13 protein-coding genes, 1 pseudogene and 1 riboswitch are annotated in these 17,944 nt (G+C 60.9%); of the genes and pseudogenes, 8 read left to right on the forward strand and 6 right to left on the reverse strand.

The genetic code is table 11. The annotated features are described in order from the left end of the window. Nucleotides 1-225 precede the first annotated feature (225 nt). Nucleotides 226-2,188: pseudogene (locus tag AC2444_RS30660) on the reverse strand (DUF3604 domain-containing protein). A 644-nt stretch (nucleotides 2,189-2,832) separates the two neighbouring features. Here AC2444_RS30660 and AC2444_RS30665 point away from each other — a divergent pair. From AC2444_RS30665 to AC2444_RS30695, 7 genes are all read left to right on the forward strand, one after another. Beyond that, on the forward strand, nucleotides 2,833-3,411 hold the full coding sequence (locus AC2444_RS30665) for a GbsR/MarR family transcriptional regulator (protein WP_026157699.1): 579 nt from the start codon (nucleotides 2,833-2,835) through the stop codon (nucleotides 3,409-3,411). A gap of 4 nt (nucleotides 3,412-3,415) precedes the next feature. Further along, the gene (gene cydD, locus AC2444_RS30670) at nucleotides 3,416-5,161 is read left to right on the forward strand and encodes a thiol reductant ABC exporter subunit CydD (protein ID WP_128449558.1); all 1,746 of its coding nucleotides are present in this window, start codon (nucleotides 3,416-3,418) and stop codon (nucleotides 5,159-5,161) included. Then, on the forward strand, nucleotides 5,158-6,849 hold the full coding sequence (locus AC2444_RS30675; RefSeq protein ID WP_128449557.1) for an amino acid ABC transporter ATP-binding/permease protein: 1,692 nt from the start codon (nucleotides 5,158-5,160) through the stop codon (nucleotides 6,847-6,849). The genes cydD and AC2444_RS30675 overlap by 4 nt, the downstream gene beginning before the upstream one ends. Before the next feature lie 75 nt (nucleotides 6,850-6,924). Next, nucleotides 6,925-8,505, forward strand: coding sequence for a cytochrome ubiquinol oxidase subunit I (locus AC2444_RS30680; RefSeq protein WP_128449556.1), 1,581 nt, complete (start codon nucleotides 6,925-6,927; stop codon nucleotides 8,503-8,505). 6 nt (nucleotides 8,506-8,511) lie between these two features. Beyond that, nucleotides 8,512-9,666 carry a cytochrome d ubiquinol oxidase subunit II gene (gene cydB / locus AC2444_RS30685; protein ID WP_128449555.1) on the forward strand — a complete coding sequence of 385 codons (1,155 nt, stop codon included), beginning with the start codon at nucleotides 8,512-8,514 and terminating at the stop codon, nucleotides 9,664-9,666. A 13-nt stretch (nucleotides 9,667-9,679) separates the two neighbouring features. Beyond that, a complete protein-coding gene (gene cydX, locus AC2444_RS30690; RefSeq protein ID WP_128449554.1) occupies nucleotides 9,680-9,802 on the forward strand; it encodes a cytochrome bd-I oxidase subunit CydX in 123 nt (40 codons plus the stop codon). A 138-nt stretch (nucleotides 9,803-9,940) separates the two neighbouring features. After that, a complete protein-coding gene (locus tag AC2444_RS30695; protein WP_245461257.1) occupies nucleotides 9,941-10,285 on the forward strand; it encodes a CopG family ribbon-helix-helix protein in 345 nt (114 codons plus the stop codon). Nucleotides 10,286-10,399: 114 nt separating this feature from the next. On the opposite strand, the gene AC2444_RS30700 is transcribed toward AC2444_RS30695, so the two are convergent. The 5 genes from AC2444_RS30700 to AC2444_RS30720 all read right to left on the reverse strand — a co-directional run bounded on the left by AC2444_RS30700 (nucleotide 10,400) and on the right by AC2444_RS30720 (nucleotide 16,605). Beyond that, nucleotides 10,400-12,403: an aldo/keto reductase gene (locus AC2444_RS30700; protein ID WP_128449553.1), complete on the reverse strand. Its 2,004-nt coding sequence runs from the start codon at nucleotides 12,401-12,403 to the stop codon at nucleotides 10,400-10,402. Between the two features lie 39 nt (nucleotides 12,404-12,442). Beyond that, complete coding sequence (locus tag AC2444_RS30705; RefSeq protein ID WP_128449552.1) at nucleotides 12,443-13,525, reverse strand: ABC transporter ATP-binding protein; 1,083 nt, start codon at nucleotides 13,523-13,525, stop codon at nucleotides 12,443-12,445. Nucleotides 13,526-13,549: 24 nt separating this feature from the next. Further along, nucleotides 13,550-14,386: a carbohydrate ABC transporter permease gene (locus AC2444_RS30710; RefSeq protein ID WP_128440150.1), complete on the reverse strand. Its 837-nt coding sequence runs from the start codon at nucleotides 14,384-14,386 to the stop codon at nucleotides 13,550-13,552. Next, nucleotides 14,383-15,243: a carbohydrate ABC transporter permease gene (locus tag AC2444_RS30715; protein ID WP_062941846.1), complete on the reverse strand. Its 861-nt coding sequence runs from the start codon at nucleotides 15,241-15,243 to the stop codon at nucleotides 14,383-14,385. The genes AC2444_RS30710 and AC2444_RS30715 overlap by 4 nt, the downstream gene beginning before the upstream one ends. Before the next feature lie 87 nt (nucleotides 15,244-15,330). After that, nucleotides 15,331-16,605 carry an extracellular solute-binding protein gene (locus AC2444_RS30720; protein ID WP_128440151.1) on the reverse strand — a complete coding sequence of 425 codons (1,275 nt, stop codon included), beginning with the start codon at nucleotides 16,603-16,605 and terminating at the stop codon, nucleotides 15,331-15,333. 86 nt (nucleotides 16,606-16,691) lie between these two features. Between AC2444_RS30720 and AC2444_RS30725 the strand changes: the two genes are divergently transcribed. Next, a complete protein-coding gene (locus AC2444_RS30725; RefSeq protein ID WP_105010139.1) occupies nucleotides 16,692-17,609 on the forward strand; it encodes a helix-turn-helix domain-containing protein in 918 nt (305 codons plus the stop codon). 213 nt (nucleotides 17,610-17,822) lie between these two features. Beyond that, a riboswitch (guanidine-I (ykkC/yxkD leader) is annotated at nucleotides 17,823-17,931 on the forward strand. The last annotated feature ends 13 nt before the right edge of the window (nucleotides 17,932-17,944 follow it).

A 17,944-nucleotide genomic window follows, 5' to 3' on the forward strand; every position in this document is an offset into this window, starting at 1 on the left:
AGGCAGGCCCTCCGGCCATTGATTGCTAATGCACGTCGCGCAAAAATGTGCAGCGGTTTTGCGCTCACGACATGCGTAAAAACCAAGACCTAAAGCGCGATGAGCGAATCTGAAAGATCGCGACGCGCTTTAGACCTGGTACGAAAACGCGGGTGACTCCCAGATTGACGAGGTGGCAATCGAACGCCGCCACCTCTTTCAAGCCATCCTACCACGTTCACGTCGTCATGACGGGTTGTACCAGATCGGTGACGTAAGGGCGCGCTCCTGCAGCGTCATTGCGGTGCCGGGCAGAGGCTTTACGCCGAAGCGGTATGCGTCGTAGGCAGTCCATCGGGGTGTGGGGATTTCGATCACCCGGCCGTAATAGAACGCCCGCTGCGTCGGATCGAATTCCGGGTCCTTCCAAACAGCCATAAGTTCGGGATCACCAATCGTATTTGTCCACGTGGCGGTCGATAAATCCACCGTATTGCCGACAGGAGGCAATTTCCCATCTGCAGCAGGTTTCCGGTCATCGGACCAGACGACGTCGTATACCTTTTCTTGCGCATTGCCGTCCTTGTCCAACCATCCCTTGACGATCTGGTAGCGATCTAGGTTTGCTCCGATCGGGTCCTTGAGGGCGGCAACCAGGAATGTCGGCACCTTGCCGGTCGGTGCCGCGGTGAGATCACCGCCCATCGGCACGCCCTTTGTATAGCCGATCTCTGCCGGCATACGGTTCTGCGCGTCCTTTGCCTCGAAATCCCATCCTCCGAAGAAGCGAACCACCATCCGCGGGCCAGTCGTCGCATAGGTTTCCTTGCGCTGCATAGCATCCCACACAGCGGCGCGGGTGTTTTCTGTGGCCCACACGGCCGCGTAGCCCGCCGCAGACACCTCCCCAGTCCATGATCTTGACACCAGTCTGTTTGTTGTCGACGAAAGTCGCCGTCATGCGATGTGGACTAGGCTCTTGCGGCGTCGTCTTGCCGAAAAAGTTGTCTTCCTCCATTGCGGCGAGCCCGGTATGGGCGTCGCTGCTGCTGATCAGCCCGAACTTGTAGGGATTGGTGCCGAGCTGCTGTTCGAGCTTCATCCCGTTCTTGTAAGCAGAACGCGCGTACTCGAATTCGAGCATCTCGTTCGTCTTGGCCACACTACCGTCCAGATTGCCCTTGTCCCAGATTTCGAAGTCCGCGAACTCGTCGTTCGGCGACAGGAAGGGGTGTGCCTCACCTGATCCCTTGGTTTGCGCCACTTCGTAGAGACGTTCCCACTTGGCGCGGGTCTGGAGATAATCCACGTCGATCTTCTTGCCGAACTGCTCGACGATGGGAAACATCAGGCCATTGCTGAGATTGCCGTTATGCGCGATTGCCAGCACCCGACCTCCCGTCTTCTGCTCGTAGCCCGCCATCCATTTCCAAAGATCGGCAGGATTGTCGCTGCCAAATGGCGGATACACAGTGAACGGCTCGACCTGGCTTGCCTTGTCAGCATTGTCACGGAAAATAACATTGCGATGCAGGTTGTTGCCGTTGGTATTCGAGGTCCATTCATAACCGATGAAGGCCGTGAAGCGGTTCGGCTCGTTGAATTCTTCTGCGGCAGCGACCGTGTCCTGCCAGGCGCTTCGATAGGAGTCGGTTCCCGGAAAATACATGAGGTCTTTCGGGAACTTGCCGTGGGAGAACGCGACAATAATTTCGATCGCGGCGTCCGCGCCCTTGCCCGATTGCAACATGTCGTACCATTTGCGCCCCGTCGGATCGGCGAGCAAGTTTGGTTTGCCGGCAAACAGATCGGGGAAGAATCCCATGTTGTCGGAGTGGTCCGCGACCACCAGGAAGTCCAGAGGACGCGAAAGCTTCGCAGGCTGTCCCGAGGAAGCTGTGATCTGTTCGCCCCTGGCAAACCGATATGCGTCCCGGGGACCTATCCTCGCGCCGAAGGCTCCGGCATCCATCGAAAATGAGGTGTGAAGGTGCGTGTCCCCAAAGAAGGGGCGCGTTGGAAAATTTCTGTCGGCGTAAGGCGAATAAGACCGCTGTTTCGGGAAAAGCTGCGCGGCTTTTTCTTTGTCGAGATCCCCGATATCAGTGTGTTCGGCCTCCTGCGACCAGACTGGGTGACACAAGCCGACTGCCAAGACGCCGGCTACAACTGCAGCTGCCCCGGTTACGGATTTAAGATTAGCGGTCATTGCGAATACCCTCCATTGAAATCAACAGCTGCGTATTCTGTTGCACCTGCGGCCCGATGGCTGAGGGTGTATTGCCGAGCCCTGAGCGAAGCTATTCGAAACAGAAATGTATATGTAAGTCTGTTTGCGTGGCCATCCCGGCGGGATTGATCCCCGAGGTTAGCTGAACACTACTTTAGCAATATGTAAAGTACATCACGGAAACATTGTGGAAACAATCTCAAGGCGGTGCGCCTCGATAACCACTTCGGGCTTACGGCTTCAATTGAAATCAGGAAGTAAAGCCACCAAGACATTACGATCCAACCAGAACGCTCGGCATGCACCGCGCATTGCCGAGCGTTTCTGCGCCATCGCTGCAAGTGCTGTAGACTTGATCCAAGTCAAATCGGCCTGCGCCGCACCCGGCTATATCTACTGCATGTCGCCCAAAAATGTGCAGCGGTTTTGGGATAACAACATGCATTAAAACAAAGACTAAATCGCGTCGCAGGAATCCGATTGAACGCGACGCGCTTTAGCCCACCATCAACGAACGGACATCCAAATTGACGCAGGCCTGCCTTGCCGATTGCCGGCGAGACGCGAAAGTCAGTATAGTGATTTCAGAAATTTCTGAAATCACAGACGCAACGGAAACGACCATGAACCTTCCGCCTCTCGTCCAGTCCTTCGTTCTCCACTTCGGCGAAATGGGGTCCCGCTGGGGAATCAACCGCACGGTCGGCCAGATCTATGCCCTGCTCTTCGTCTCGCCCGCGCCGGTCTGCGCCGAAGAGATCGCCGAGTCGCTCGGCATCTCGCGCTCCAATGTTTCGATGAGCCTGCGCGAACTGCAGGCCTGGAACCTTGTCATCCTGAAACACAAGCCGGACGACCGTCGCGATTTCTTCACCACGCCTGATGATGTCTGGCAGATATTGAGGACGCTTGCCGAGGAGCGAAAGAAGCGCGAAGTCGATCCGACGCTGTCGGTTCTGCGAGAGATCCTGATGCAGCGGCCGGCCAGCGACGCCGAGCGGCATGCGCAGCAACGGATGAGCGAGATGCACACGCTGATCGAGCAGCTGACGCATTGGTATGAAGACGTAAAACAACTTGAAACAGAAAGGCTCGCAACGCTACTCTCGCTGGGCGCGAAAGTGACCAAGCTTCTGGAGGCCAAGGACCGGGTCGTTTCGCTCGGCCGCAGCCGCCGGCCAAATCCTGCGAACAAGAGTTAGCGCCATGGGCACTGCTTTCTTCGACGCGAAGGACGGAAGGGGCGCCGAGCCGGTGCCGGACGGCGATACAGTCTCGCCTGTCACCCGCCCCGATAATGTCAAAGGCGGGCTGCGCAGGGCGGCAATGCTGCAGTCGCTGACCGCTGCCGTCTGGATCCCGCAGGCCGGGTTGCTGGCCGTCTCGGTCGGCCGCATCGCCGATGGCGGCGGATTGCATGACGTTCTCTGGCCAGCCCTCGGCATCCTCTCCCTCGGATTTGCAAGAAGCTGTCTCGACGCGGCCGGCGGTCGCCTAGCTTTTCAAGCCGCCCGCGCCGAACTCAGCCGCAGGCGCCAGATCGCCGTCGCGGCACTTTCCGTGTCGTCGCCGGTCGATCGCGGCCGGCCTGCCTCGGGCAAAGCCGCAAGTGTCATTGGCGAGCAGGCCGAACTGATCGTGCCTTATCTCGCCCGTTTCCAGCCGGCACGGATGAAGGCGAGCCTCGTGCCGCTTGTCATCCTTGCCTTCATCCTTCCGGTCTCCTGGATCGCTGTGCTGGTTCTGCTGTTCGCCGCGCCGCTGATCCCGATCTTCATGTCGCTGATTGGCTGGCGCGCCCAGGCGGCCAGCGAAAGGCAACTCGTCGCGACCGGCAGCCTCAACGGCTTCCTGCTCGATCGGCTACGCGGACTGGCGACCATCCGTGCGCTCGACGCAGTCGATGCAACCGCGCTACGGCTGCGTCGGGAGGCGGAGTCGCTGCGTACGCGCACCATGGCGGTGCTGAAGATCGCCTTTCTCTCCTCGGCGGTGCTCGAGCTTTTCGCCGCACTCGGCGTGGCGATGATTGCCGTCTATGTCGGTTTCAGCCTGCTCGGCGAAATTCGCTTCGGCACTTGGGTGGGCCGGCTCGACCTGACCGAGGGACTGTTCATCCTGCTGCTCGCGCCGGCCTTCTTCGAGCCCCTGCGCGAACTCTCCGCTGTCTGGCACGATCGGGCGGCCGGCGAGGCGGCGCTGAAGGCCCTGGACGCCCTCGCTGCCGGCCGCCTGTCCATTCGAGGTGCAGCCGACGTCGCGCCGGCGGTATCTGCCGTCGCCGAGGCGTCGGCCATTCGTCTTGAGAATGTCGATTTTCGCTACGACGCCGGCGAACCGTTGATCCTTGACGGTTTCAACCTCGATATCACCGCCGGCGAACATCTGGCGCTTCTCGGCGCCAGCGGTTCCGGCAAGTCGACGCTTCTTTCGCTGATTTCAGGACTAGTGCCCTGCACCGGTGGATGCATCATCATCGGCGGCGTCGAACTTGTGGATGACAGCGCCCATGCCTTGCGCGCCAGCATGGCATGGATCGGCCAGAGACCGCATATTTTTGCCGGCACCATCGCCGGCAATATCGCGCTCGGCAGGCCCGGTATCTCGAGTGGCAACGTGACGGATGCGCTCGACGTCGCCCGGCTCGGAAAAGTCGCAGCCGCCTATGGCTACCGGCCGCTCGGCGAAGGCGGGATCGGACTTTCCGGCGGCGAGGCGCTGCGGCTTGCGATCGCGCGTGCCGCCTGCAATCCGCATCTCCGGATTATCCTGGCCGACGAGCCGACCGCGCATCTCGACGCCGCCACCGCCGCCGAGGTGACCGAGAGCCTGCTTTTGCTCGCCAGGGGCCGCACTTTGATCGTTGCGACCCACGATCCGCTGCTTGCCGACCGCATGCATCGCGCCATGCGCATCGATGCCGACATCGTTATCAGGGAGGCCGCCGAATGAGCGGATTTGCTGCAGACCTCAAGCCGATCCTGCGTCTGTTCCTTGCCGAGCGCCGGCGTGCGCTGCTGCTTGGCGCAGCACTTTCGGCAGCGACGGTAACCGCCGGCATCGCCCTGCTCGGCCTGTCCGGCTGGTTCATCACCGCCACCTCACTCGCCGGCCTTTCGGCCGCTGCCGCCATCACCTTCGACGTCTTTGCGCCCTCAGCCGGCATTCGCCTGCTCGCCATTGTCCGTACGGCCGCGCGCTACGGCGAAAGGCTTGCGACCCATGACGCAACGCTCGGCGTGCTCGCCGCCCTGCGCGAAAGGCTGTTTCGTGGCTTTGCCGAACCGGGTGCGGCTCGCGCGCTGTCACATCGTCCCGCACGGCTGCTCTTCCGGCTGACGGCCGATATCGATGCGCTCGATTCCCTCTACCTGCGCATCCTCGTGCCGGCTGCGGTGGCGATCGGTGCAGCACTGGCGGCAAGCGTAATGCTGGGGCTGATGCATCCCCTGTTCGGCCTGTGCTTCGGCCTTTTTCTCGCCGGTGCCGGCCTCGGGCTGCCTGTCATCGCCGGGCGGGCGGCGAGCAAACATGCCCGCAGACGCGCCCACGGCATCGAGGCGTTGCGGTCGCGGACGATCGATCTCGTTGCCGGCCAGACCGATCTGCTGATGGCCGGCCGGCTTGCCGCGCAGACAGGTACCATCGCTGCGGCCGATGCTTACTCTGCCCGCGCCGACGACCAGTTGAACCGCGTCGAGACCGGCCTGACATTTGGCTTCGGCCTCGTCTCGACCCTGCTGCTCACGGCATCGCTGCTTGCCGTTGCGGCACTTGCGGAAACGAAGGTGATTACCGCTCCTATGGCCGCACTCGGCCTGCTCGTCGCCTTTGCGGCAGTCGAACCTTTCGCAGCGCTGCGCCGCGGTGCCCTGGAACTTGGACGCACGCTGCTTGCGGCAAGGCGCATCGCGCCGCGGCTTGCCGTCGCGGCGACACCCGAACCATTGGCGGTGCCGTCACCAGGATGCGTTTTTTCGCTGACTGGTGTGTCAGCCTTCCATGAAAACTCCGCCGTGCCGGCGCTCCAAGGCATCGATCTCGCGCTTCAATCGGGCGAACGCCTCGCCGTCATCGGCAGCAGCGGCGCCGGCAAGTCGAGCCTGCTTGCTCTGCTTTCCGGTGAATTACCGGCAAGGACGGGAGACGTTGCCGCGATGACGGCGACGCTGCTGACGCAACGGACGGAACTTTTTGAGGACAGCCTGCGCGGCAACCTGCTCCTTGCGAACCCGGATGCGAGCGAGGCCCGGCTTCGCGAAGCGCTTGCCGCCGCCGGCCTGCTTGCCGATATCGAGGCCATGCCGCGGGGGCTCGATACGCGGCTCGGCGAAGGCGGGCTCGGCCTTTCCGGCGGCCAATCGCGCCGGCTGGCACTGGCCCGGCTCTTCCTGCGCGACACGCCGCTCTGGCTACTCGACGAGCCGACCGAGGGCCTCGATGGCGTCACCGCCCGCGACGTGCTCTGCCGTCTGTCGGCAATGGCGCCGGGACGCTCGCTGGTGATCGCCACGCATATCCGCCGCGAGGCGGCGATCGCAGACCGCATCGCCATTATCGAAGGCGGTCGCATCACAGAGGTTTCTCGCCGCGGAGAGGCGGCGTTCGAAAAGGCGCTCGACCGGCTTCGGCCGGACTGAGCGAGACCGCATGCCCTCACGCGCCGGTCGGCGCTGAGGAACGCCCTGTACCCCGTGGGACCGTGGGAGAAGACAATGGAACTAGATATCGTAGCACTTTCGCGCTTCCAATTCGCGCTGACGGCGCTTTACCACTTCCTGTTCGTGCCCTTGACGCTCGGCCTGTCCGTGCTGCTGGCGATCATGGAAACCGTCTATGTTATGACTGGCCGCCAGATCTGGCGGCAGATGACAAAATTCTGGGGCACGTTGTTCGGCATCAATTTCGTAATCGGCGTCGCCACCGGCATCGTCATGGAGTTCCAGTTCGGCATGAACTGGAGCTATTACAGCTATTATGTCGGCGACATCTTTGGTGCGCCGTTGGCGATCGAAGGCCTGATGGCCTTTTTCCTCGAGGCGACCTTCGTCGGCCTGTTCTTCTTCGGCTGGGACAAGCTGTCGAAGGTCGGCCATCTGGTCGCCACCTGGGCTGTGGCGCTCGGCTCGAACTTCTCCGCGCTCTGGATCCTGATTGCCAATGGCTGGATGCAGAACCCCGTCGGATCGGCGCTCAATCCGCAGACGATGCGCATGGAGATCACAAGCTTCTTCGATGTGGTCTTCAACCCGGTTGCCCAGGCGAAATTCGTCCATACGGTATCGGCAGGTTACGTCTGCGCCTCGATCTTCGTGCTCGGGGTCTCGGCCTGGTATGTCCTTAAGGGGCGGCATATCGAGCTTGCCAAGCGCTCGATGACGGTCGCCGCCTCCTTCGGTCTCGCTTCGGCTCTATCAGTCGTCGTGCTTGGCGACGAGAGCGGTTATCTCGCCACTGAGAACCAGAAGATGAAGCTCGCGGCAATCGAGGGCATGTGGAAGACGGAACCGGCGCCGGCGGCCTTCACCGCCTTTGGCTTCCCCGACCAGGAGGCGCGCGAAACGCATTTTGCCGTGCACATTCCTTGGGTCATGGGCCTGATCGGCACGCGCTCGCTGACGACCGAAATCCCCGGCATCGACAAGCTCGAACAGCAGGCCGAAACCCGGATCCGCGACGGCATCAAGGCTTATGACGCGCTGATGCAGATCCGTGCAGTACCGGCACAGGGTCAGGTTGCGCAGGAAGTGCGCACTTCCTTCGAGGATCTCGGCCATGATCTCGGCTACGCTCTTCTCCTGAAGCGCTATGTCGACGATCCGCGCCAGGCGAGCGACGAGCAGATCGTTCAGGCCGCGCGTGATACGATCCCGCACGTACCGACGCTCTTCTGGTCTTTCCGCATCATGGTCGGCCTCGGCATCTTCTTCATCCTGCTGACCGCCACCTTCTTCTGGCTGTCGGCGCGCCGCCACCTCGACAAATATCCGCTGCTTCTCAGGATCGCCGTGCTGGCGATCCCGCTGCCCTGGGTTGCCATTGAACTCGGCTGGGTCGTCGCCGAGTTCGGCCGCCAGCCCTGGGTGATCGAAGGTGTGCTGCCGACGGCCGCCGCCGTCTCCAGCCTCGGCGCCGGCACCGTGCTTCTGACCATCATCGGTTTCGCGGCGCTCTACACGACGCTGATCGTCATCGAGATGGGCCTGATGATCAAGGCAATCAAGCAAGGGCCGGAGCCGGACGACGAGCCGGAAGCGGTTCTGATTTCCGAAACCCTCGTCCCGGCCGCGGAGTGACCTGCCATGATCCTTCACGAACTCATCGACTATGAAACCCTGCGTCTCATCTGGTGGCTGCTGCTCGGCGTATTGCTGATCGCCTTTGCGACGACCGGCGGTTTCGATCTCGGCGTCGGCACGCTTCTGCCTTTCGTTGCCCGGACCGATACGGAACGGCGCGTGGCGATCAACACCATCGGCGCCACCTGGGAGGGCAACCAGGTCTGGCTGATCCTCGGCGGCGGCGCCATCTTCGCCGCCTGGCCGCCGCTTTATGCGGTCTCCTTCTCGGGCTTCTATCTGGCGATGTTCGCGATCCTCTTCGCGCTCATCCTGCGCCCAGTCGGCTTCAAATATCGTTCGAAGCGGGAAAGCGCCAGCTGGCGGAGCGGCTGGGACTGGGCGCTCTTCGTCGGCGGCTTCGTGCCGTCGCTGATCTTCGGCGTTGCCGTCGGCAATGTGCTGCAGGGCGTACCTTTCCGCTTTGCCGACGATATGCGGATATTCTACGAAGGTTCGTTCTTCGCCCTGCTCAACCCCTATGCGCTGCTCTGCGGCCTGCTTTCGCTGGCCATGCTGACGATGCATGGTGCGGCCTGGCTGGTGTTGAAGTCGAGTGGCCCGGTCGCAGTGCGTGCCAGAAGCTATGGCAGCATCGCCGCCCTTGCCGTTATCGTGCTTTTCGCACTCGGCGGCCTCTTCCTTTGGATCGGCGTTGGTGGCTATCGCATCACCAGCGATATCAGCCCGATCGGTCCCTCCAATCCGCTGCTGAAGACCGTGGCGCTGGAGAAAGGCGCGTGGCTTGCCAATTACGGCGCTCATTCGTGGATGATCATCGCACCCGTCCTCGGCTTCGTCGGCGCGGCACTGGCCTTCATTGCGATGCGGGCAAGGCGCGAGGTCATGACGCTGCTCTTCAGCAAGGTGGCGATCTTTGGCATCATCTCGACGGTCGGCCTGTCGATGTTTCCGTTCATCCTGCCCTCCTCGCTCGATCCGCGATCGAGCCTGACGGTCTGGGATGCATCCTCCAGCCACATGACGCTGTTCATCATGCTGGTGGTGACGGCGATCTTCCTGCCGATCATCTTCGCCTACACAGCCTGGGTCTACAAAGTTCTGTGGGGCAAGGTCGATGAGAAGTCGATCACCGACAAGAACAGCCACGCCTACTGAAGGAGACGAAACGATGTGGTACTTCGCATGGATCCTCGGCCTGCCGCTGGCCGCCGCCTTCGCCGTCCTTAACGCCATGTGGTATGAGCTGATGGACGACGCAGCCAGGAAGAAGTCTTCCGAGCCGCGCAAGTAGAAATGGAGGGGGCGCGGTGCGAACCGCGCCCTTTGCCATCGGCGGAATGGACGGCATCGTCTTTTTTGGAGCATGGTACCGTTGACGTTGATCGCGCCATCATAAAACCAAGGCGCGTTATATTACGGAGTGATCATCATGCTGAACGGTGAAAAATCTCAAGTTTCTCTGAGACTGCCGTCGTCGCTGGTTTCGGAGTTTGATCGTATCACCGCGATCCTCGAACGTGATCGTACTTGGGTGATGCAGAAGGCCCTCAGTCAATACCTTGCAACGGAAGGGGCCGTAATCCTTGCAAATGCTCAAGGCCTCGAAGAACTGGATCGCGGGGAGAGCGCCGATCTGGAGGATGTGCTTGAGAAGGCTCGGACAATCGTCAATGCCGCTGAATATCGACGCGGTATGCCGGTGGGTTGCAATCAGAGATGCACGGCACAAGGATGCATACGCTCCAGTCGAGATGCTGCCCGTAGACAACCATGATGAAGAAGACAAAGAGAACACCATATGACGGTGGTGCAACGCCCGGCCCGTCACGTTACGCCCATTTTGTAGGTAAATGGCTGCGGTTCAAGCCGCAGCCATTTCTCCACTGCTTCAGCCTTCCAGCCACTTCACCTGATCAGGTGTCAGCTTGATGTCGAGCGCCGAGAGGCTGTCTTCCAACTCGGCGACGGTGCGCGGCCCGATCAGTGGAATGACCGGGAAAGGCTGGGCGATCACATAGGCAAGTGCGATGTGGATCGGATTGCGGCCGAGTTTGTTTGCCAGTTCGATAGCACGGTCGCGGCGTCCGAAGTTGCGCTCGGAATACCAGACCCGGACGATCTCCTCGTCATCTCGCTTGTCGCGGCCGGCGCGGTCGGTAAAGAAGCCGCGACCCTGGCTCGACCAGGCAAAGTTCGGGATCTGCTTCTCGTTCAGCCACTTTTTCCAGTCGTCATCGGAAGCGGCAACGCAGCCTGCCCAGATCGGATCGAGCATCTCGGCAAGCGAGAAGTTGTTGGAAAGTGCTGCCGGCGCCGTCTTGCCGGTCTTTTCGGCATAGGCGATTGCTTCGTCGAAGCGCGCCCGCGTCCAGTTCGAGCCACCGAATATGCCGCGGATGCGTCCGCGCTTGACCTCGGCATCCATGGCATCGACAAACTCGCCGACGGGCACGTCGGTATTGTCGCGATGCATGAAATAGATGTCGACATAGTCGGTCTTCAGCCTCGAAAGCGACTGGTCGAGCTGCTTTGCGATCATGTCGGGATAGCAGAGCGGCGAATGCGCACCCTTGCCGATCAGCACGATCTCCTCGCGCGGCACCTTTCGGCTCGTGTGCCAGTCGCCGAAGATCGCTTCCGTCTTGCCGCCGCCATAGACATAGGCCGTGTCGAAGGCATTGCCGCCGGCCTCGTAAAAGGCGTCGAGCGTCAGCGAGGCGGCGGCGAAGTTCGGGAAGAACTCGAAGCCGAGCGTCACCACCGAAGCCGGCTTGGAAATGCCGGGAATTTGACGCTGCGGAACGCTGTTGCCGCGCGCGATCGCGCCGCCGGCAATGTTTGTCGTACGTTTGCTGGCTTTTTCCACGCCGTATTCGAGGCCGACCGAGGCACGCCACTGGTCGAGTACACGCAGGTTTCCGATCGAGTCTGCCCAGCTCATGCCGGGAGAGCTGAATTCGGTCTTGCCGGCGCGGATGGCATCGCCGGCCGCATCCGTCTCGAAGGAATAGAGCCAGCGGTCTTCCCTGAGTTCGACGGTTTCTCGGCTGCTGCCCTTGAAGATCTCGATCTTGCCGACGCCGCCCTTATGGCCGGAGGCAAACCAGAAGTCCTGGACCTCGATCCGGCCTTCCGAGCCGATGATGCGCAGCACATTGTCCTGCTGCGCCATGATCGAGCAGGAGACTTCGGCGATGATCTCGTTCGGGAACTTGAGGACGGCCGATGCCCATTCATCGACACCGCTCTCTCCGAGATGGGCGACGCCCGAGACCTTCTCCGGTTCGAGGAAGGCCTTGCCCTCAGCGGCGCCTGATATCAGTCTGGCCATCGAGACCGGATAACCGCCGACATCGAGAATGCCGCCACCGGCGGTGTCGTTGGCGAAAAGCCGGTGTTCCGGCTTGTAGCTGCCCATGTTGAAGCCGAAGCTCGAGCGGATAATGCGAACGGTGCCGATGACGCCGCTTTTGACGAGTTCGACCAGCTTCTCCGTCTGCGGATGCACGCGGTACATGAAGGCCTCGCCGGCAAAGACGCCGGATTTTTTCGCCTCGTAATAAACCACCTCGGCGTCGTAGGCCGACAGCGCGATCGGCTTTTCCACCAGGATGTGCTTGCCGGCGCGTGCCGCTTTGATCGCCCATTCGGCGTGGCCGGTGTGAGGGACGGCGATATAGATCGCATCGATCTCCTTGTCGGAGAGCAACGCCTCGTAACCATCGACGATGCGGGCGCCGGGGAAACCTTCGGCAAGACCCGGCTTTGCAGGATTGCGGGTGGCGATCGCCACCAGTCTGCCGGTGCGCGAATGAGCGACGCCATCGGCAAAGGTGCGGGCGATGGTGCCGGGGCCGATGATGCCCCAGCGGATCGGTTGATCTGAAGTCATGGAAAATCCTCTTTCGTCTTTGTGTCCTGCGATTTTAGTTCAGCGAAGCCGCTTGCCGGCGCCGTCGAAAAGGAATGAGCGGTTGGCGGGAAGGCCGACTGTCAGGGTGTCGCGATTGCCGGCGACGCGCGATTCCGGCCGCTCGATGATCAGTTGCTCGGGGCCTATGGTGGCGTAGATGTAACTGGTATTGCCGAGGTGTTCGGCGACGTCGATGGTGACGGTGAGGTCCGCATCGCCCGTGCCCGCATCGACGAAATGTTCGGGACGGATGCCGAGCGTCACTTTTGCGCCGGCTTCGATGGGATCGGCGACCGGCAGCGTCAGGCGGGTATTGGCGTCACTTTCCAGCGCAATCACCGCCCTGCCCGACTGCGTCTCAACCACCACGGCCTTAAGGAAATTCATCTTCGGCGAGCCGACGAAGCCGGCGACGAACTGATTGGCGGGATCATCGTATAGGTCGAGCGGCGCGCCGATCTGCTCGATATTGCCGGCGCGCAGCACGACGATCCTGTCGGCGAGCGTCATCGCTTCCGTCTGGTCGTGGGTGACGTAGATCATCGTCGTGCCGAGCTTCTTGTGCAGTCTTGATATCTCGACGCGCATCTGCACGCGCAGTTCGGCGTCGAGGTTCGACAAAGGTTCGTCGAACAGGAAGACCTGTGGTTCGCGGACGATGGCGCGGCCGATCGCGACGCGCTGGCGCTGACCGCCGGAAAGCTGCTTCGGCCGACGCTTCATCAACTCGGTGATCTGCAGTATCTCTGCGACATGGCGCACGCGCCGCTCGGTGTCGGCCTTCGGATTGCCGTTCATGCGCAGGCCGAAGCTCAAATTTTCCTCGACGGTCAGGTGCGGATAGAGCGCGTAGGACTGGAAGACCATGGCGATGCCGCGATCGGCGGGCTCGACGTCGTTGACGACCCTGCCGCCGATCTGAAGCTCGCCTGACGTAATGTCCTCGAGGCCGGCGATCATCCTGAGCAGCGTGGACTTGCCGCAGCCGGACGGGCCGACGAAGACGACGAATTCGCCGTCCTTCACCTCCAGATTGGCGCCGTGGATGATCTCAAAGCCGCCGAAGCGCTTGACGATGTTGCTGAGTGAAAGCTCTGCCATGCAGCCTCCCGATTATTTGGCCGATTATTTGATTGCGCCGGCCGCGATGCCGGCGATGAAATGGCGCTGAAGCGCCACGAAGATGACGAGGATCGGCGCCGTCAGCAGTACCGCGCCGGCCATGATGCCGCCCCAGGACACCTTGGTGAGACCGATCAGCGTTCCCAATGCCACCGGCGCCGTCATCATCCCCGGCCTGGAATTGATCAGCAGCGGCCAGAGGTAATTGTTCCACGAGTGTAGGAAGAGAATGATCGCCAATGCGGCCATGGTCGGGCGCGCTAGCGGCAAAGCGATGCGCAGGAAGATCTGCCATTCCTTGACGCCCTCGACCCGGGCGGCATCGAAAAGCTCGCCCGGCATCATCGAGAAGGACTGCCGCATGAACAGCACGCCGAGCGAATTGAACAGCGGTGGCACGATCAGAGCCACCCAGGTGTTTGCCAGCTTGAACTCGCGCGCCACCATGATGAATTGCGGAATGACGACCACGGAGAAAGGAAGTGTGATCGTGCCGAGGATGATGGCGATGACCACGGAGCGGCCGACGAAACGGTAACGTGCCAGTGCCCAGCCGGCCATCGAAGTCAGCAGCACCGAGAGCACTGTATAGATCAGCGCGACGCCGATGGAGATCACCATCGCACCGATGAAATCGGTATCGGCCTGCAGGTTCTTGAAATTCTCGACAAAGTTGGTCGATGGCCAGAGCACGATGTCAGGGCTGAAGATGCCGTTGTCGGGCATCGTGGAGAAGACGAACATCATCCAGAGCGGAAACAGCCAGACGAGAGCAAGCGGCGCCAGTGCAGCATGCAGCGCGATCTGACGCAGCAGAAGGGATTGCGATTTGGATCTCATTTCGGATCCCTCCCGAACCAGAGATTGAAAAGCGAGATCGCCACGGCAAGGGCTGCTATCGTATAGGCGATCGCCGAGGCATAACCGAAGTTCAATGAGGTGAAGCCCTGGCGGTAGAGCAGCAGACCGAGGGTCTCCGTGCCGCCGCCCGGACCACCGCGATAGGTGATGAGGTAGGGCTCGGTGAAGAGCTGCATGGTGCCGATCACCGAAAGAACCACGCAAAAGAGGATGATCGGTTTCAGAAGCGGCAGGGTGATATGAAAGAATTGCTGGATCTTGCTCACCCGGTCGAGTGTCGCTGCCTCGTAAACGTCCTCGGGGATCGACTGCAGTCCGGCAAGGAGGATGATGGCGTTATAGCCCGCCCAGCGCCATGTGACGGCGATGATCAACACCGCCATTGCCGCATTCGCATTGTCGAACCAGGAAACCGGACTGAGGCCGATTGCTGAAATCAATTTGTTGATGATGCCGAAATCGAGGCTGAACATCAGCCGGAACACGGCGGCATAGGCGACCTCGCCGACGACGACGGGGGCAAAGAAGGCGAAGCGAAAGAGCGGACGCGCTTTCAGCAGCGGTGAATTGAGCAGCACCGCCATCACGGTTGCAAGCGCGATCATGATGGGCACCTGGATCACCAGGATGATTAGCGTGTTGTAAAGAGCGTTGTAGAAGGCCGGGTCATAGAAGAGCCGGCCCCAATTGGCCTGGAAGCTGTATTTCCACGGATTGATGCGGGTGTTCTGAAAGGAGATCAGGAACGAATTGATGATTGGCCAGAGCCAGAAGGTGGCAAAGACCAGCAGATAGGGGGCGAGGAACGCATAGGCGCTCCGGGTTCTGAACGGCATCGGGCCTCCTCCTCACAAAACCAACGAATGATCATCCGCCTTGCGGCGGACCGAGAGCCGGGCGCGTCAAGCGCCCGGCTTCGTCATTCACTGCGCGATCGGAAGGCCGGTCGCCGAAGCGATCTGGTTGGCGGCATCGTCGAGAGCCGCCTTCGCATCGGGATAGCCGCCGGAGAAGAACTTCGTCTGCGTCGCCTTGTAGATGGCGTCGGCATCGCTCTGGAAGGCGGTGCCGCGGCTCGGTACGATCTTCGGCAGCGTCGCCAGGATATCGGCCCAGACCTTCTGGCCGCCCCAATAGGGCTGCGCCTCACTGACGAAGGGATCCTTCTCGGCCGAAAGCAGTGACGGGACCAGACCGAACTCTTTCAGCATGGTGATCTGACCCTCATCCGTGCCGAGGGCGTAGTTGACGAATTTCCAGGCGGCTTCCTTATTCGCGGACGTCGCCGAAATGGCGAGCGACGAACCGCCGAGATTGGCCGCATGCGGACCATCTGCCGTCAGGCTCGGCATTCTGTAGACACCCCATTTGCCCTTGAGATCGGGAGAGGTCGAGCGCACCGTGCCCTCATACCAGCCGCCATACATCTGGCTCGCAGCCTTGCCGGCGGTATCGGCCTGGATTTTTTCTTCCCAGTTGGCCGCCGTCAGCGTGCCGGCATCCTTCATCTCCTTCACCTTTTGCAGCGTGGCGACGCAGGCCGGCTGGTTGATGGTGATATTCTGACCGTCGGTCGAGTAATAGCCGCAACCCTGTTCGTTGGCGATCATGCGAAACCATTCGCTGTCGCCGTTGAAGTCGGCCTGGGCCATGACGACGCCGGGATTGGCGGCGGAAATCTTCTTGCCGGCAGCGATGAAATCGTCCCAGGTGTTGATCGTGCTCGGATCGACGCCGGCCTTTTCGTAGAGGTCGCGGCGGTAAAAGACGGCGACAGGGCCGGAATCCCACGGCATGGCGTAGGCGACGTCGCCGACCTCGAGCTCGGTGCGCTTGAATTCGGGGAATTTCGCCTGAATGTCGGCCGTGTAACCGAGCTCCTTCAGATTGGCGAAGCAATCCGGGAAACGGCTCCAGAAGATTTCAGCCTCGAAGTTTTCGATGCTGACGATATCGGGCAAGCCATCGCCACCGGCGGCGCAGGCAGCCAGCGTCTTGTCGAAGACCTGGCCGTTTCCAAGATCCTCCACCGTGATCTTGATATCGGGAAACTGTTTGTTGAAGCCTGCAAGTGTGGACTTCAGCCCTGACGCGGCCGTATTCCAGCTCCAGATGGTGAGATTAGCCGACTGCGCGTATGCGGAGCCGGAAGCAAGCACTGCGACAGCTGCGGTCGCAGCGAGAAGTTTGAAGCGCATTGAAAATCCTCCCTTTTCAATTGCCGATCTTTCACGAACGCGGTTAGACTATCTGTAAGGGAGCGGGTGTCTCCTAAAAAGGGAACATGAATTTGGCGGAAAGTAAGGTCGGCACACGTGCAATCTATCAGCCCGGCGCGAGCAGTATCGAAGGTTTGCCGACAGCGCTGCAGATGTTTCATGCCCATCCGCCTGTTATGGCCATGCCGCACTGGCACGCGCAGGTCGAGGTCAACTACGTGATGCGCGGCACCGTGCACTACCGGATGAGCGACCACGAATTCCGGCTGAACGCCGGCGAAATGTGCCTCTTCTGGGGTGGTCAGCCGCATCAGATGGACGAATCCTCAGACGATTCGCTCTATGCCGGCGCCCATCTGCCTCTCGTCTATTTCTTCCGGCTGCGCCTGCCGATCAGCGTTTCCAGCCGGCTTATGAAGGGTGAGACGCTGCTGACCTCGGCGACCGATGCCGCCGACAACGAAAACTTCACCCGCTGGTTCCGCTATGCCAACTCAGGCGATGCCGCCAAGGCCCAGCACGCCGTCGACGAGTTGCTGCTGCGCATCGAGCGGATCGCGCTCGAACCTTATTCGATGACGTCGCAAGCCATCATCAGTCTCGAAGGCGATCACCCGCACCCGCATTCCTCGCGCAGCGTCGCGCGCATGTGTGATTTCATCGCCGCCAATTTCCTGCATGACATCGATTCGGTCGATATCGCCCGCGCCGCCGACCTGCATCCGAAATATGCGATGAACCTGTTCAAGCGATCGACCGGCATGACGCTCAGCAAATACGTGACGCTGCTGCGGCTGTCGCGCGCCCAGGCGATGCTGATGAGCGAGGGCGCCAACGTGCTGCAAGTGGCGATGGACAGCGGCTTCGGCTCGATCAGCGCCTTCAACAAATCCTTCCGCCATATCGCCGGCATGTCGCCGTCGGACTTCCGCCGCGATATCCGGCTGGTGACGACGGTCCCGGCCGGCGCGTTCCGGAACTAGCTCAGGGCCAACCGCAATTCGGCATTCTCTGCGTTTTGCCTACGACTTGTTTTTCACTGGGCAAAAAAGAGCCAACGCCTAAGGTGGCGGTATATTTCGCACAGTTTTTGTGCAAGTGCATGCACTATTGAATTTGTTGGGGATTTGATTTCATCGCACCTTCAATAAAATCAATGATTTACGATTTGGCACACACTTTGCTTCGACAGTTGCAGAGTTGGTGGCTAGGGTTCCGGCGTCGCAAGGCGTGGCTGGTCCGAGAGCTGCCACCGGCAGGGGAGACATCCCGCCGGGTGCACGGCGGGACAAAAGCCCGGGAGACCTCGTAAGCCAAG

The sequence above is a fragment of the Rhizobium sp. WSM1328 genome, assembly GCF_057653715.1.

Bases quoted from the DNA above. Each gene is read 5' to 3' on its own strand.
- AC2444_RS30665 (WP_026157699.1), top strand. From the start codon at position 2,833: ATGAACCTTCCGCCTCTCGTCCAGTCCTTCGTTCTCCACTTCGGCGAA.
- AC2444_RS30705 (WP_128449552.1), bottom strand. From the start codon at position 13,525: ATGGCAGAGCTTTCACTCAGCAACATCGTCAAGCGCTTCGGCGGCTTT.
- AC2444_RS30715 (WP_062941846.1), bottom strand. From the start codon at position 15,243: ATGCCGTTCAGAACCCGGAGCGCCTATGCGTTCCTCGCCCCCTATCTG.
- AC2444_RS30675 (WP_128449557.1), top strand. From the start codon at position 5,158: ATGAGCGGATTTGCTGCAGACCTCAAGCCGATCCTGCGTCTGTTCCTT.
- cydX (WP_128449554.1), top strand. From the start codon at position 9,680: ATGTGGTACTTCGCATGGATCCTCGGCCTGCCGCTGGCCGCCGCCTTC.
- AC2444_RS30720 (WP_128440151.1), bottom strand. From the start codon at position 16,605: ATGCGCTTCAAACTTCTCGCTGCGACCGCAGCTGTCGCAGTGCTTGCT.
- cydB (WP_128449555.1), top strand. From the start codon at position 8,512: ATGATCCTTCACGAACTCATCGACTATGAAACCCTGCGTCTCATCTGG.
- cydD (WP_128449558.1), top strand. From the start codon at position 3,416: ATGGGCACTGCTTTCTTCGACGCGAAGGACGGAAGGGGCGCCGAGCCG.
- AC2444_RS30700 (WP_128449553.1), bottom strand. From the start codon at position 12,403: ATGACTTCAGATCAACCGATCCGCTGGGGCATCATCGGCCCCGGCACC.
- AC2444_RS30725 (WP_105010139.1), top strand. From the start codon at position 16,692: ATGAATTTGGCGGAAAGTAAGGTCGGCACACGTGCAATCTATCAGCCC.
- AC2444_RS30695 (WP_245461257.1), top strand. From the start codon at position 9,941: ATGCTGAACGGTGAAAAATCTCAAGTTTCTCTGAGACTGCCGTCGTCG.
- AC2444_RS30680 (WP_128449556.1), top strand. From the start codon at position 6,925: ATGGAACTAGATATCGTAGCACTTTCGCGCTTCCAATTCGCGCTGACG.
- AC2444_RS30710 (WP_128440150.1), bottom strand. From the start codon at position 14,386: ATGAGATCCAAATCGCAATCCCTTCTGCTGCGTCAGATCGCGCTGCAT.